Genomic DNA, 14,999 nt, shown 5'->3' with positions numbered 1-14,999 from the left:
TGACTAACCTTCTTATAATAAAACGTGGGGCTAATGTGAGAATTTAGTTTTAAACAAATAGGGGGAAGAAATATGTCAAAAAAATTACTTTCTTTATTTTCTGCAGTAATCGTAGCAGCTTTTGTAATAACCGGCTGTGGTCAAAGCGATACGACAAATAAAGAACAAAAAGAGAATGCAACAAAAGAAAGCAAAACGGAAAAAACAGATACAACGAAAGAAAGTAAACCTACTGAAAAAAAATCCGAAGATAAAAAAACTGAAGATAAAAAGCCTGAAAATACAGCTACTGGATCAAGCGACTACTCTAAGCTGATTTCCTATATGGAAAAAGAAACAGGTGGTAAAACAAAAGTTCTTTTTGAAAATAAAGAACCACAAGTCTATAAAGCTGAAGATGTTTCAGTATCAATGAATAGTTACACATTAGTTGAATTAAATGGATTCCATACAAACTTCGATATTCCGTTTAATCGTCAAACAGAAGGCGGAGTTATTCTTGTGAACTACAGCGTAAAAAATAGTTCAGCTAAAGATATTTATTATATGCCAGCATTGGACATGTCATTTACTGGCGCGCAGAAAGCATATAGTAACTATAAAGATTTAATTCCAAAAGAAGATCAGCTCCCAACTAAACTTGCTCCAACGAATGATTACTTAGTAAAAGCAGGAGAAACTATTTCTGGTTATATCGCTTATCCATTTGGAAAAGATGATCTAGCGAAAATTTCAAGTCTCTCAACAGTCTCAGTCACAGTCCCAAATGCACAAGCTAATAAAGGAAAATTTGATGCTCCAATCGGAAATCCTGGAAGCTTTTCATTAAGTTTAAACAAACAGGGTGCTGAAAAAGTTGCAACAGATAATACTTTCTACCAAGATAAAGCTACAGCTAATAACATGGGCGATAAAAAAATGTTAAAAGAGAAATCAAGTATTAATAACAACCAAGAATTAGGCGCTGTTAATGTTACATTAGACGGATACCAATTCACTCAATTCACACCAAATTCCGTCGAAGCTCCACGCTTTGCAAATTTTAAAAACGGTCTTGTTCTGTTAACAGTAAAATTCAAGCTTGATAACAAAGATGTTCAAGACGTTTCACTATCTCCTATAAGCTCTACATTAAGAGTGAATGATGGTACACAATATACGATTAATGAAGGTATGCTATTAAATTATGACTATAATGCTGCAGTTAAAACTGGAACATCTGGAGAGTTACTACAAGTATATATTTTAGATCAAGAGCAGTATGAAAAGATTTGGAAAGACAAAAGCTTTGAGATTGAGTTAGGACCTATGAGAAATAAAGAAGCTAAAGATATTTCACAAGGTAAAAAAGCTAAATTTACATTACCTAAATAAGTTACTAAGTATATATTAGAAAAGGCATATAACATATGATTGTTATATGCCTTTTTCATTTTATAAAAACACCATTTTTGTTCACACTTTATCCATTGTGAATCTTTTCACAATAGATATATAATAAACTTGTAAATACAATATTGGAGGGATTTCAATGATTATCAATTTTTTAAGAACTGATAAACGTGCTGCTTTCATATTATTACTTTTACGGCTTTACATAGGGTATAAATGGCTCGCTGCTGGGATAGGTAAAGTTTTCGGACAATCTTTTGATGCAAGTGGTTTTCTAAAGGGCGCTATCGCTCAAGCATCAGGTGACCATCCTGCAGTACAAAGTTGGTGGGCAGATTTTCTTCAACATTTTGTTCTTCCAAACGCAGACCTATTTAGCTTTTTAGTTCAATGGGGAGAAATTTTAGTAGGTCTAGGTTTAATTTTAGGCGGATTAACAAAAACAGCTGCATTTTTCGGAATCATAATGAATCTTTCATTTTTATTAAGCGGAACTGTTAGTGTAAACCCAAATCTGCTTATTTTAACTATGTTCATTTTAGTTGCAGGGCAAAACGCTGGACGTATTGGATTAGATGGCTATGTTTTCCCTAAACTTTTCCGTAAAAATAACCACGGAACATATAAATTAAGTAAAACTGCGTAGTAACAGTTTACTTTTAAAATATAAATAAGAAAAAGAGCCTGAGTATAGGCTCTTTTTCTTATTTATCCTAATTTAAAATTTTAACGAGCCACGAAAACCTCTGGCAGCATAGTAAGAGTCTGCTCCATTGTGGTACACGAAAACATGTCCAAAGCGATAATCGCAAAATAAAGCACCACCGAGTTCTCGAATATCTGAAGGTGTTTGTACCCAACTTGATGATTTCATGTCAAAATCGCCAAGTTGTTGCAATTCCCGATACTGTTCTTCCGTTAATAATTCAATGCCCATAGCATTGGCAACATCAATAACGTTATTTTCTGGTTTATGTTTTTTTCTTGATTCTAATGCTTCAAGGTCATAACAAAGACTTCTGCGGCCTTTAGGACTCTCCTTTGAACAATCATAGAAAGTATATTCGTCCTTTTCTTCATCATAACCGACAACATCCGGCTCACCGCCAGTTACTTCCATTTCGTTAAGTGACCATAATTTTTCAGCATTAGCTTCTATCTTAGCTTCAACCTTAGCCCATTCAAGACCTTCATGGCGGTTCATATTTTTCTCAAAACGAGCTTGCAATACTTTCAATAACTCTTGACGTTTTTCTACTAGTAAGTCATTTTTATTTCCTGTCATATTAGTCCTCCCTGATGTGTGTACAGATATTAGTTTAAGTATATATTTTATAATAAATCATCTCAAGATGAAGACCGTTTCAGCCTTATGTCTTGTACAAACATCCATTATAAAGTTCTAAAACCCTCCATACTTTCTCCAAGAATATAGTGTGAAAACCACATCAAATTCTGCTTCATAATAGCTACATTCATTCCCGGCTGATTAGGACTATATGCCATTCCTTTAAATATAATTAATTCTGTATCCACTTCCATATCCATTAATCCTTGATATAGATCATATGCATTTGTAATTGGAATTCTTGCATCCTTTTCTCCATGCTGAATTAAGGTAGGCGTACAAGCTGATTTAATATACGTCATAGGTGATGTCTTCATATATATATCTGGATCATTCCATGGAGTATTTCCTAAATACATTCTAATAAAGTAAGGTATATCTGTATTTACATAATGGTTACTCCAGTTAGTGATTCCACCGCCAACTGAAATAGCTTTAAATCGACTACTAAATGTAGAACAGAAAGCTGATACATATCCACCGTTGCTCCATCCCATAACTCCTACTCTATCCTTGTCTACCATCCCTTTTTCTACTAGTTCATCCACTCCAGATATAACATCATCGTAGTCAGCAATCCCCTGTTTTCTATAGTTAGCTTTTAAAAATTCATTACCATAACCTGAACTTCCTCTGTAATTTGGTTCTAAAATGATAAAGCCTTTTTCGATAAACTGTTCAATCGGATATTTCTCATTGAAGCAGTCTGAAAATATCGGAAAAGACGCCCAAGCCGGACCGCCGTGAATTACTACTAATAAAGGATATTTTTTATTAGTATCAAACTCTACTGGCGTTGATAAAACACCTTCTATTTCAAGACCATCGCTACTTTTCCATGAGATGATTTCCCTGTTACTTCTAAGTTTCACTTTGAAAAAGCTATTTTCATCCGTTATTTTTTTATTGTCTAAATAGATTTCAAAGGTTTCATTTGTTATTGCCTTATTGTAGGATATATATTTGCCATCCTTTGTTATAGAGGCATCCATTATAAACCCATCTACTGGTTCGTTTAGCATTTCCACAGTGCCATTCTCACATAGCAATCCAATACGGTAATTCGTTTTATCCTGCCATCTAATTAAAATCCCTTTAGCCGTCCACTGTAATGGCATAACCGTACTATCAAAATTTATTAAAGGTTGAATTACCTCTCCCGTATTCATATCATATATCTCTAATGTACTATCTTGTATATGGTTTCTATAGTAATCCTTCTCTCTTATGCTTGCTGAGTAACAAATTTTGCTGCCCTCTGGAGAAAAGCAGACACTCGCTCCTAACAACTTATTTATATTCATCTTTTGTAGTGCCCCAGCTTCAACATCTAATATGTATAGATCACTATTCATATAATCGTTTAAGTTTGGTGTAACCATACATACAACCTTTTTCCCATCATTTGAAATATCAAAGTTATGTATATAAAAATCCTTACCATCCGTTAGTTGATAAGCACCTTTAATCTCGCGTTCCTCTTTATCATTTTGTATTACCTTTTCTATCTCAATGTAGTATAAACAATTATTTCGATGTTCCTTACCTACATGGTGGAAATCTCCATATAGTTCCTTACGTTTCTTTATGCCCTCACATTCTTTTGACTGTGCAATATAATAAAAACCTTTACCAGTAGGCTCCCATTTGAATGTATTAACTCCATCCTTCTCATTCGTAATTTGAACCTCACTACCACCGTCTATTGACTTAACAAAGATCTGATTTGTATTAGCCCCGTCCCCACCTGGGCTAAGGTATGCAATAGTCTTAGAATCTGGAGACCATAATGGATGTGTACTATCTATATCTCCATTTGTTAGTGGGTAACTCTGCCCTTTATCTTTCTCATATATCCATACATGATTTCTATACGCATTGTCTTCCCAGTTAGCTGTCTTCTTTACAAATGCTACGTTTTTGCCATCATCACTTATATTTGTACTCGCTAAGGTCGGTAATGAAATAATCTCTTCTATACTTAAATATGTTTTTGCTTTCACTTCCATATAATAAGCCCCCTTATAATGTCCATGAATCTATCGTCTCTTCTCTTCATAATAAAGAAAATTGTTCACGCATACTTAAAATGATAGCGGAAAATTCAGATAAATAAAAGTAAATCTGATAAAGTAAAAATTTAATCTATAGGGTTCTATTCACCTACCAATTTTAGATTTTCTTTTTCAATAAAAAATACCCCTTTAGATACAATATCTAAAGGGGTACCGATTCATATATTTATTAACCTACCAATCTCCTACTCAACAGTAACAGACTTAGCTAAGTTACGTGGCTTATCAACGTCACACTCGCGGTGAAGTGCTGCGTAGTATGAGATAAGTTGTAATGGAATAACTGCTACTAGCGGTGCTAGTGCTTCGTGTACAGCTGGTAATACGAAGCTGTCACCTTCCATTTCTAAGCCTTTCATTGAGATGATACATGGGTTAGCACCGCGTGCTACTACCTCTTTCACGTTGCCGCGAATTCCAAGGTTTACGTGCTCTTGTGTAGCAAGTGCGATAACTGGTGTACCATTTTCGATTAAAGCGATTGTACCGTGTTTTAACTCTCCTCCAGCAAATCCTTCTGCTTGGATGTAAGAGATTTCTTTTAGTTTTAACGCACCTTCTAATCCTACGTAGAAGTCTACGCTACGTCCGATGAAGAAACAGTTACGCGTTGTCGCTAAAAATTGTTTTGCTAATGCGTCCATTTCTTCTTTTTGATCACAAAGTTCTATCATTGCATTTGCTACAAGTCCTAGTTCGTGTGTTAAATCGAAATCAAGAACTTCACCTTTTGCTTTAGCAATATCAGCTGCTAAAATTGAAAGTACTGCAAGCTGTGCTGTGTAAGCTTTCGTTGATGCAACTGCAATTTCTGGTCCAGCATATAACGGAAGTGTATAATCAGCTTCACGAGAAAGAGTAGAACCAGGCACGTTTGTAATTGTTAATGCTTTATGACCCATTTCATTTGTTTGTACAAGTACTGCACGGCTATCAGCAGTTTCACCACTTTGTGAAATGTAAATGAAGAATGGTCTTTCTGTTAATAATGGCATGTTGTAAGAGAATTCACTTGCTACATGCACTTCAACTGGCATTTTTGCAAACTTCTCGATAAATTGTTTTCCAACAAGACCTGCATGATAGCTCGTTCCACATGCAATGATGTAAATACGATCGCTATCTAAAATCGCATTGCGAATGTCTTGATTTAATTCAATTTCGCCATTTTCATCTTGATACTTTTGAATTATATTACGGATTACAAGTGGTTGCTCATCGATTTCTTTAAGCATGAAATGAGGGTATGTTCCTTTTTCAATATCACTTGCATCTAATTCCGCTGTAAACGGTGCACGTTCAATCGTTTCACCTTGTAAGTTTTTAATTGTAATACTTTCTTTCGTTACGATTACGATTTCTTTATCCATTAACTCAATAAATTGATCTGTAACTTGTAACATCGCCATAGCGTCGCTCGCCACAACATTAAAGTTGTCACCAACACCTACTAATAGCGGGCTTTTGTTTTTAGCAACATAAATCATGTTTGGATTTTCAGCATCAAGTAATCCGATTGCATAAGAGCCATGTAAAAGAGATAGCGTATTACGGAACGCTTCTTCTACACTTAATCCTGTGCTCACTTGTTGTTCCATAAGCTGTACGATAATCTCTGTATCTGTTTCACTTACGAACGTTACATCTTGTAAATATTCCTTTTTCACTAATTCATAGTTTTCAATTACACCGTTATGAACTAGTGTAAAGCGTTTTGATGTACTTTGATGCGGATGCGCGTTTACTTTACTTGGAACACCGTGTGTAGCCCAGCGTGTGTGTCCGATACCTACGCTTGCTGCTACATTCTCATCTACGATTTCACGAAGTTTTGCGATACGGCCTTTTTCTTTGTATACAACAACACCGTTCTCTGCTTGTACTGCAATACCTGCTGAATCATATCCACGATATTCTAGCTTTTCTAAACCTTTTAATAAAATTTCCTTTGCATCTTGCTCTCCAATAAATCCTACGATTCCACACATGTTTAGTCGCCGTTACAAATGCTTACACTGCTCTGCGAACATGTAACGACATAGTCCGATACCATTTTTATTTATACTAAAAAAACGGATTACATATTGCTAGCCCTGTAAGCTTGTAACGGCTTTCACCTTCCTCTCGATTGGGTTTAAGTCCGTATATACTTATACAGCTAGTTTTCATCCGTTCCTCTTCTCTCATCACACTTTCACCTTTGTCCACTAAGTCACCTTAATGATTTAAGTAAAAGTTTGCGGTTGTGATGAACAACCGGGAGTCATCCGCCGAAATCTCGATAAACCCCACCTCGTCAACTACACTATTTGTAGTTCTGGCGCTTTTATAATTTACAATATTTCCTTTGAGAAAAAGAACAAGACCATCTTATAACAAACATGGATAAACCGTCAATGAAATTTTTTTCATCGTCTATAAAACATATGAAAAAGGAGCACTTTTTGTGCTCCTTTTTCATATAAATTCAGCTAATTACTCAGCGCCAACTTCGGCTTTCACAACTTCTACAATGCGATGTACATATGCATCACAAACTTCTTGTGTTGGTGCTTCTGCCATTACACGAATAAGTGGCTCTGTTCCAGATGGACGAACAAGAATACGGCCATCACCGTTCATTTCTTCCTCTACAACACGAATAATTTCTTTAATTTTTTCATTTTCTAATGCTAATTTTTTATCTGTTACACGAACGTTTACTAGCAATTGTGGGAATTTCGTCATTTCTCCTGCAAGCTCAGATAATGGTTTTTTCGTCATTTTCATGATGTTTACAAGTTGAAGTGCACTTAACATTCCGTCACCAGTTGTAATGTAATCAAGTAAGATAATATGGCCTGATTGTTCTCCACCTAAGTTGTAACCACCGCGTTTCATCTCTTCCATTACATAGCGGTCACCAACTGCTGTTTTATCACTTGTAATATTGTTTGCTTCAAGTGCTTTGTAGAAACCTAAGTTACTCATAACAGTTGAAACAACTGTATTATGTTTTAATTGACCAGTTTCTTTCATGTACTTCGCACAAATAAACATAATTTGATCACCGTCAACGATGTTTCCTTTTTCGTCTACAGCAATTAAACGGTCGCCATCGCCATCAAAAGCAAGTCCGATATCCGCACCTTTTTCTTTTACCAATTTAGCTAAGCCTTCTGGATGTGTAGATCCTACACCCTCGTTAATATTCATACCGTTTGGAGAAGTTCCCATTGTTGAAATATCAGCTTCTAGGTCTGCAAATAAGTATGGAGCTAGAGACGAAGTTGCACCATGTGCACAATCTAAAGCGATATGTAGGCCAGAGAAATCTTCTTCAACAGTTTGTTTAATGTACTGTAAATATTTTTGTCCACCTTCAAAGTAATCACTCACTTGTCCAAGATTAGTACCTGTCGGACGTGGTAGTTCATCAACTTCTTTGTCTAATAAAGCTTCAATCTCAGCTTCTTGCTCATCTGTTAATTTAAAGCCGTCTGAACCAAAGAATTTAATACCGTTATCTTGTACTGGATTATGAGATGCAGAAATCATAACACCTGCTTGTGCATCTAGTGCTTTTGTTAAATAAGCAACGCCCGGTGTAGAAATAACGCCAAGGCGCATTACTTCTGCTCCAGTTGATAATAGACCTGCTACTAAAGCTCCTTCTAACATATGACCAGATACACGTGTATCACGACCGATAATTACTTTTGGACGATCTGTATCTTTTGTTAATACATAACCACCAAAACGCCCAATTTTGAAAGCTAATTCAGGTGTTAACTCCTTATTTGCAACTCCACGTACTCCATCTGTACCAAAATATTTACCCATTATGATTCGCTCCTTTTTCTTGCTCTTTTTGATTATGGTTATCTACCGTTGGTTCTTGACTATTTTCTTTATCTTTATTTTGATTACTTTCCTGTTCCGTTTCTTTTTCTTGATTGGATTCAGGATTTTTTGGCTTCTCATTTTGATTTTCTTGATTGGTGTTTGAATCCGGTTGTTGACCGTTACCCTGTACTTCTTTATCTGGTTTTTCTTTCTTTACAATAGTAACTTTAGCACTTTTTTGTTTTGGCTCTATTGAAATATTACCAGGACCACTCACTTGAATAGAAATATCTTTCGTCCCTGAAGATACATTTTGCAAATTAATTACCGCTGTTATTTGGGCAGCTGTTATTTTATCTACTATACTTGCTTCTCCTGAAATATCAACACTTATCTTTCCATCTTGCGGCGAAATTAGCTGAGCCGTAACATCTTTAGAAAGGCCATTTTTTTGGATTGGGATGCCATCAATCGTTTTTGTTTTCGTTTGTTTTGTTTTTTGCACTCCCACTGAAACCTTCACTTGATTCGGTTTTGCACTGGTTACACCCTTGGGTAATAAAACAGAGGCATCGAATGTTGTAGACTCTGTCAATTGACTAAGATCTACTTCGACCCCCTCTAGCGATTGTATATTATCCAAAATATCTTTTGGACCAGCTATCGTTACCTCTCTCGGCTCGACACTGATATTTGTAACTGCCAATCCTTCTGCTAAACTCCCCTTCTTCGTATACGTTACAGGAACAGTTTTTTCAGTATTATTGGCTGTAGTTTGCGTTGCCACATTCAACGTTACACTAATTTTAGATGGACTTGTTCTTACATTTAAACGTTTTCCTTCTTTATTGTATAATGTAACTTCGGGCGTTTTTGTAACAGTTTTATTAACACCTTTTAAATCAACATACGCTTTGGCAGATGAAATGCTTTCAATTTCTTCTTTCGTCCCAACTACCTCAACAGTATCCGGTTTAATGCTTGATTTTTCGAGAGTAGCCCCCGCTGGCATTTGATCCTCATTTGATAATTTCAAATCTACATGAACATATTTTCTCGCCTTTTCATGAAGAGTAACTTTAATTGTTGATGGCTGAACTGTTCCTTTCACATCGTCTGGAAGCCCGTTCGTTTTTAAAGAAATCTCATAAGTTCCTTTTGGACTATCTCGCAAATCAATTGGTATGTCAAATTGTTTTTTTGCTTTTGCTGTAGCAACTGATGCTTTTGGGCCTTCTAACTTCACCTTAACGCCCTCTGCTGGAATACCACTTACAATATATTTCTCCTCATCATACTTAAGATTAATCTCATAATTAGTTAATGTTTCTTTCGTATCATTTGCAAAAGGTAATATACCTGATGTCGTATTTTTCTCAGTTAACGTCGCTGACATAAAAAGCATACACGCCAATAGTAATGAGATCCCTTTTAAAAACCAATGATTCTCCATTAACTTATCCATGACGCTTTCTCCTCCAATTCCATAAAGACGAAGAAGTCGTTTTTTCGTTCCCACTAAATTCAGCTAATAACATATCCTTCAGCTGTTCTGTCTTCAAATCACGATGCAACTTACCATTTTTCGTTAAAGAAATTTGACCAGTTTCTTCAGACACAACTACTGTAATACTATCAGTAACTTCACTAACTCCCATTGCAGCACGATGTCTAGTTCCTAATTCTTTAGAAATAAACGGACTTTCTGATAATGGAAGATAGCATGCTGCTGCTTTAATTGTACTTCCTTGCATAATTACCGCTCCGTCATGAAGAGGTGTATTTGGAATAAAAATATTAATAAGTAATTCCGATGATACGTTTGCATTCAGCGGAATACCCGTTTCCACATAATCACCCATACCGGTCTCTTTTGACAAAGTAATTAATGCACCTATTCTACGTTTCCCCATATATTCGGTTGCTTTTGCTATCGCTGTTGCAACCATTTCAGGTTCATCATCCTCATGCGGTCCAACACGCGAAAATAAACTCCCGCGCCCTAGCTGCTCAAGTGCTCTTCGCAATTCTGGCTGAAAGATAATAATAACGGCTAAAAATCCCCACGTTAATACTTGTTCAGTTAGCCAAGATAGCGTACGCAATTCAAGGAAAATACTGATCATCTTAACGACGATAATAACTGTAATCCCTTTTAAAAGTTGAACAGCTTTCGTCCCTCGGATTATAAGAATTAGCTTATATATAATAAACCATACAATGGCAATATCTAATGCCGTACTAAGATATTTCAAAATGGTCGTATCTTCAAAAGGCATGCTATCCCTTCCTCCTACTTACGAGCAATTCTATCCATATATTGAAATATTGTTTTATGCTCTATCTGTATGTATTTCCAACAACTAGTTAATTATACCATACATGAAACAAACGACAATTACAAACAACCCCCTTTAGCTCAAATTGGTAAGATGTCAAACATTTTTATTGTACAGTATAATATAAATCATTATTATACGCTTATTTTCAAATAAAAAAAGCAACTTCTCAGTTGCTTTTCTTACATTTATTTTAGTTTTTCACCGAATAAAGAACCCATTAAAGCAACTGCTGTTGTTGCCGTTCTATTTCTCTCATCTAAAATCGTATTTACCTCAACAAATTCAGCAGATGTGATAATATCCGCTTCTGCTAACATTTCCATCGCCAAGTGGCTTTCACGATAAGATAAACCACCAATTACAGGCGTCCCAACACCTGGTGCATCATGAGGATCAAGACCATCTAAATCTAATGATAAATGTACACCATCAGTATGAGATAAATATGCGATTGTTTCTTCCATAACAGCCGTCATCCCCATACGATCAATTTCATGCATTGAGAACACTTTAATACCTTCATTGCGAATGAAATCTTTTTCTCCTTCATCCAATGCACGCGCACCGATAATTACGACATTCTCTTTTTTCACCTTTGGATATGCTCCATATAAATCTACAAGTGAAGAATGTCCATAACCTAAACTTGCTGCAAGTGACATACCGTGAATATTTCCAGATGGTGAAGTTTCCTCTGTATTTAAATCACCGTGTGCATCATACCAAATAACACCTAAGTTTTTATAATGTTTTGCTACACCAGCTAATGTACCGATAGCAATACTATGGTCACCACCTAATACAAGTGGAAAACGTCCTTCTTCTATAATATGATCCACCTTACTTGCTAATTCATTACATACAGTTGCAACTTGTGTAAGGTTTCTTAATTTTGTATTTTCATCTATCTCTTTTTCTCTCTCTATACGTATATCTCCCATATCTTTAACGTCATATCCAATTTCTTCAATTCTTTCAATTACCCCTGCATAACGGATTGCGCTCGGTCCCATATCAACGCCACGACGCATCTGCCCTAAATCCATTGGAACTCCAATAACTGAGATTTCTTTTTTCATAGATAGTATCCCCCTTCTGTGCCTTCACTAAATATTTTAAATCTTTTATATAGTCTGACTCAACTCGACATTTTTCTGTATGGTTATACAAATTATTCACTTATATTCACGTTCAAAATCAAATTTCAAGACTATTCTATGTATAAAGTTAACTTAATGAAACAATCACAATCACTATTATTAAATAATAATAAAAAAACACCCCTACATTTAGAAGTGTTTTTCTGACGCTATTTTCCATACTGTTGCAATATTCTTCGTTGTCATTTCAATATTTTCTTCTGCTACTCTATATGCTTCTTCTAGTGTCATCGGTCTCGTTGTAATACTAAATACCGCATCTATTCCTTTCTCGTACACGGCTGAATAATCAGATGATACAGACCCTCCAATGGCAATTACAGGCACAGAAAAACGTTTCGCACGCCCCGCAACACCAACAGGAGCCTTCCCATATGCAGTTTGTTCATCTATTCTACCTTCACCAGTTATAATGAGATCTGCATCTTCTATATGTTTATCGAAATTTGTATAATCCAATACAATTTCAATGCCCCTTCGCAAGTCTCCCTTTAGCACTGAAATAACAGCCGCCCCCATTCCTCCTGCTGCCCCTGCACCAGGTATTTCAGATACATCAGAAGATACATATCTTTTAAGGATATTCGCATAATGTTTTAAATTCTCATCTAGCTCTTTCATCATCTCTATATTCGCACCCTTTTGTCTCCCAAATACGAAAGATGCTCCCTGCATTCCGACTAATGGATTATCCACATCACATGCCGCTTCTATCTTTACCCCCTTTAAGCGTGGGTCCATTTGTGAAAAATCAATAGCAACAATCGAATGTAACGTACCTCCAGATGGATCTATTACTTCACCCTTATCATTTATAAATCTTACTCCTAAAGCTGCTAACATGCCTGCCCCACCATCATTTGTAGCACTTCCTCCAAGTCCTAAAATTATGTACTCCGCCCCTTGATTTAGCGCATGTAATATAAGTTCTCCTGTTCCTTTTGTCGTTGTAATAAGTGGGTTTCGCTTTTCAACTGGAACGTGCTGTAATCCTGATGCTGCTGCCATTTCAATAAACGCTGTCTTTTTATCTTTAGACACGCCATAAAAAGCTTGCACACTTTCTCTAAGCGGTCCTGTCACACTAATTGATATAATTCTCCCCCCTGTAGCATCAACAAGCGATTCAACCGTCCCTTCTCCTCCATCTCCAATTGGTATTTTCACATACTTTGCATTAGGAAAAATTGCTCTAAAACCTCTTTCAATAGCTTCACATACTTCTATAGCTTTTAGGCTTTCTTTATATGAATCAGATGCAATAACAACTTTCACAATTATCCCCCATCCCTTATTTTTACGTTTTCTTCATTTTAAACGATAAATATAAAAGTTGTCTTTTTAAACACAAAAAAGCTTACATCATATGATGTAAGCTTTTTCTATTTAGATGGAGCCTAGCGGGATCGAACCGCTGACCTCCTGCGTGCAAGGCAGGCGCTCTCCCAGCTGAGCTAAGGCCCCTTAGTAATAAAGCGGAAGACGGGATTCGAACCCGCGACCCCAACCTTGGCAAGGTTGTATTCTACCACTGAACTACTTCCGCGAAAATGGTGAGCCATGAAGGATTCGAACCTTCGACCCTCTGATTAAAAGTCAGATGCTCTACCAACTGAGCTAATGGCTCGTAAATGGCTGGGCTAGCTGGATTCGAACCAGCGCATGACGGAGTCAAAGTCCGTTGCCTTACCGCTTGGCTATAGCCCATTAATATTTACTAGTATGGTTATCTTCTCAAAAAAATAAACCCTTTCAGGTTATTTTTAAGAAAATGGTGGAGGGGGGCAGATTCGAACTGCCGAACCCGAAGGAGCGGATTTACAGTCCGCCGCGTTTAGCCACTTCGCTACCCCTCCGACATTTAAACATATATGGTGGAGGATGACGGGATCGAACCGCCGACCCCCTGCTTGTAAGGCAGGTGCTCTCCCAGCTGAGCTAATCCTCCAAAAGTGGTGACCCGTACGGGATTCGAACCCGTGTTACCGCCGTGAAAGGGCGGTGTCTTAACCACTTGACCAACGGGCCAAAAATTTAAAAACTTTTCCAAGCTTCCAACCGGGCTTGAACCGGTGACCTCTTCCTTACCATGGAAGTACTCTACCAGCTGAGCTATGGAAGCATAATGGCTCCGCAGGTAGGAATCGAACCTACGACCGATCGGTTAACAGCCGATAGCTCTACCGCTGAGCTACTGCGGAATAATACAAGCCTGGCAACGTCCTACTCTCACAGGGACAAGGTCCCAACTACCATCGGCGCTAGAGAGCTTAACTTCCGTGTTCGGTATGGGAACGGGTGTGACCTCTCTGCCATCATTACCAGACTTTTATCATTATACACATTCTTTTCAGAATGTCAAAAGGAATTTTAAATATATATTCCTTCAAAACTAGATAACATTGCTACATATTATATGGTTAAGTCCTCGATCTATTAGTATTCGTCAGCTCCACATGTCACCATGCTTCCACCTCGAACCTATCAACCTGATCATCTTTCAGGGATCTTACTAGCTTACGCTATGGGAAATCTCATCTTGAGGGGGGCTTCATGCTTAGATGCTTTCAGCACTTATCCCTTCCGCACATAGCTACCCAGCTATGCCCTTGGCAGAACAACTGGTACACCAGCGGTGCGTCCATCCCGGTCCTCTCGTACTAAGGACAGCTCCTCTCAAATTTCCTACGCCCACGACGGATAGGGACCGAACTGTCTCACGACGTTCTGAACCCAGCTCGCGTACCGCTTTAATGGGCGAACAGCCCAACCCTTGGGACCGACTACAGCCCCAGGATGCGATGAGCCGACATCGAGGTGCCAAACCTCCCCGTCGATGTGGACTCTTGGGGGAGAT

Annotated in this window: 10 protein-coding genes, 9 tRNA genes, 2 rRNA genes and 1 pseudogene (1 of these 22 only partly in view); 2 read left to right on the top strand and 20 right to left on the bottom strand. The window is 37.3% G+C overall.

What is annotated here, in order from left to right; all coding sequences use genetic code 11:
- Positions 1-72 precede the first annotated feature (72 nt).
- Both ACUXVC_RS00990 and ACUXVC_RS00985 read left to right on the top strand, forming a co-directional pair.
- A complete protein-coding gene (locus ACUXVC_RS00990; RefSeq protein ID WP_095689904.1) occupies positions 73-1,374 on the top strand; it encodes a DUF5068 domain-containing protein in 1,302 nt (433 codons plus the stop codon).
- A 157-nt stretch (positions 1,375-1,531) separates the two neighbouring features.
- Positions 1,532-2,038, top strand: coding sequence for a DoxX family membrane protein (locus ACUXVC_RS00985; RefSeq protein WP_064531583.1), 507 nt, complete (start codon positions 1,532-1,534; stop codon positions 2,036-2,038).
- A 72-nt stretch (positions 2,039-2,110) separates the two neighbouring features.
- On the opposite strand, the gene ACUXVC_RS00980 is transcribed toward ACUXVC_RS00985, so the two are convergent.
- The 20 genes and pseudogenes from ACUXVC_RS00980 to ACUXVC_RS00885 form a co-directional block, all read right to left on the bottom strand.
- Positions 2,111-2,677, bottom strand: coding sequence for a DUF4256 domain-containing protein (locus ACUXVC_RS00980; RefSeq protein WP_095689905.1), 567 nt, complete (start codon positions 2,675-2,677; stop codon positions 2,111-2,113).
- Between the two features lie 107 nt (positions 2,678-2,784).
- On the bottom strand, positions 2,785-4,749 hold the full coding sequence (locus ACUXVC_RS00975) for a S9 family peptidase (protein ID WP_095689906.1): 1,965 nt from the start codon (positions 4,747-4,749) through the stop codon (positions 2,785-2,787).
- Between the two features lie 251 nt (positions 4,750-5,000).
- Complete coding sequence (gene glmS, locus ACUXVC_RS00970; RefSeq protein ID WP_000334155.1) at positions 5,001-6,803, bottom strand: glutamine--fructose-6-phosphate transaminase (isomerizing); 1,803 nt, start codon at positions 6,801-6,803, stop codon at positions 5,001-5,003.
- 12 nt (positions 6,804-6,815) lie between these two features.
- A pseudogene (locus ACUXVC_RS00965) lies at positions 6,816-7,002 on the bottom strand (hypothetical protein).
- A 288-nt stretch (positions 7,003-7,290) separates the two neighbouring features.
- On the bottom strand, positions 7,291-8,637 hold the full coding sequence (gene glmM / locus ACUXVC_RS00960; protein ID WP_446025902.1) for a phosphoglucosamine mutase: 1,347 nt from the start codon (positions 8,635-8,637) through the stop codon (positions 7,291-7,293).
- Positions 8,630-10,105 (bottom strand): CdaR family protein, encoded by a 1,476-nt coding sequence (locus ACUXVC_RS00955; RefSeq protein WP_064531579.1) that lies wholly within the window; start codon positions 10,103-10,105, stop codon positions 8,630-8,632. The genes glmM and ACUXVC_RS00955 overlap by 8 nt, the downstream gene beginning before the upstream one ends.
- Positions 10,098-10,919 (bottom strand): diadenylate cyclase CdaA, encoded by an 822-nt coding sequence (cdaA, locus tag ACUXVC_RS00950; RefSeq protein ID WP_053565445.1) that lies wholly within the window; start codon positions 10,917-10,919, stop codon positions 10,098-10,100. The genes ACUXVC_RS00955 and cdaA overlap by 8 nt, the downstream gene beginning before the upstream one ends.
- 248 nt (positions 10,920-11,167) lie before the next feature.
- On the bottom strand, positions 11,168-12,061 hold the full coding sequence (rocF, locus tag ACUXVC_RS00945; RefSeq protein WP_000711574.1) for an arginase: 894 nt from the start codon (positions 12,059-12,061) through the stop codon (positions 11,168-11,170).
- A 210-nt stretch (positions 12,062-12,271) separates the two neighbouring features.
- Complete coding sequence (locus ACUXVC_RS00940) at positions 12,272-13,417, bottom strand: glycerate kinase (RefSeq protein ID WP_086422769.1); 1,146 nt, start codon at positions 13,415-13,417, stop codon at positions 12,272-12,274.
- Positions 13,418-13,533: 116 nt separating this feature from the next.
- Positions 13,534-13,606, bottom strand: a tRNA-Ala gene (locus tag ACUXVC_RS00935).
- Positions 13,607-13,616: 10 nt separating this feature from the next.
- Positions 13,617-13,688: transfer RNA gene (locus tag ACUXVC_RS00930), tRNA-Gly, on the bottom strand.
- Positions 13,689-13,693: 5 nt separating this feature from the next.
- Positions 13,694-13,769, bottom strand: a tRNA-Lys gene (locus ACUXVC_RS00925).
- A gap of 5 nt (positions 13,770-13,774) precedes the next feature.
- Positions 13,775-13,849: transfer RNA gene (locus ACUXVC_RS00920), tRNA-Gln, on the bottom strand.
- 65 nt (positions 13,850-13,914) lie between these two features.
- Positions 13,915-13,998, bottom strand: a tRNA-Tyr gene (locus ACUXVC_RS00915).
- 16 nt (positions 13,999-14,014) lie between these two features.
- A tRNA-Val gene (locus ACUXVC_RS00910) sits at positions 14,015-14,090 on the bottom strand.
- Between the two features lie 5 nt (positions 14,091-14,095).
- Positions 14,096-14,170: transfer RNA gene (locus tag ACUXVC_RS00905), tRNA-Glu, on the bottom strand.
- 21 nt (positions 14,171-14,191) lie between these two features.
- Positions 14,192-14,264, bottom strand: a tRNA-Thr gene (locus ACUXVC_RS00900).
- 4 nt (positions 14,265-14,268) lie between these two features.
- A tRNA-Asn gene (locus ACUXVC_RS00895) sits at positions 14,269-14,343 on the bottom strand.
- A gap of 9 nt (positions 14,344-14,352) precedes the next feature.
- Positions 14,353-14,468: ribosomal RNA gene (rrf, locus tag ACUXVC_RS00890) — 5S ribosomal RNA — on the bottom strand.
- 90 nt (positions 14,469-14,558) lie between these two features.
- A 23S ribosomal RNA gene (locus ACUXVC_RS00885) occupies positions 14,559-14,999 on the bottom strand (it continues 2,481 nt past the right edge of the window).

Source organism: Bacillus sp. N6 (assembly GCF_052805735.1).
This window is presented reverse-complemented; position numbering and strand designations above follow the sequence as displayed.

Excerpts from the sequence above, each read along its gene's own strand:
- ACUXVC_RS00990 (WP_095689904.1), top strand. The coding sequence starts at position 73 with ATGTCAAAAAAATTACTTTCTTTATTTTCTGCAGTAATCGTAGCAGCT.
- ACUXVC_RS00980 (WP_095689905.1), bottom strand. The coding sequence starts at position 2,677 with ATGACAGGAAATAAAAATGACTTACTAGTAGAAAAACGTCAAGAGTTA.
- cdaA (WP_053565445.1), bottom strand. The coding sequence starts at position 10,919 with ATGCCTTTTGAAGATACGACCATTTTGAAATATCTTAGTACGGCATTA.
- glmS (WP_000334155.1), bottom strand. The coding sequence starts at position 6,803 with ATGTGTGGAATCGTAGGATTTATTGGAGAGCAAGATGCAAAGGAAATT.
- ACUXVC_RS00985 (WP_064531583.1), top strand. The coding sequence starts at position 1,532 with ATGATTATCAATTTTTTAAGAACTGATAAACGTGCTGCTTTCATATTA.
- glmM (WP_446025902.1), bottom strand. The coding sequence starts at position 8,637 with ATGGGTAAATATTTTGGTACAGATGGAGTACGTGGAGTTGCAAATAAG.
- ACUXVC_RS00955 (WP_064531579.1), bottom strand. The coding sequence starts at position 10,105 with ATGGATAAGTTAATGGAGAATCATTGGTTTTTAAAAGGGATCTCATTA.
- ACUXVC_RS00975 (WP_095689906.1), bottom strand. The coding sequence starts at position 4,749 with ATGGAAGTGAAAGCAAAAACATATTTAAGTATAGAAGAGATTATTTCA.
- rocF (WP_000711574.1), bottom strand. The coding sequence starts at position 12,061 with ATGAAAAAAGAAATCTCAGTTATTGGAGTTCCAATGGATTTAGGGCAG.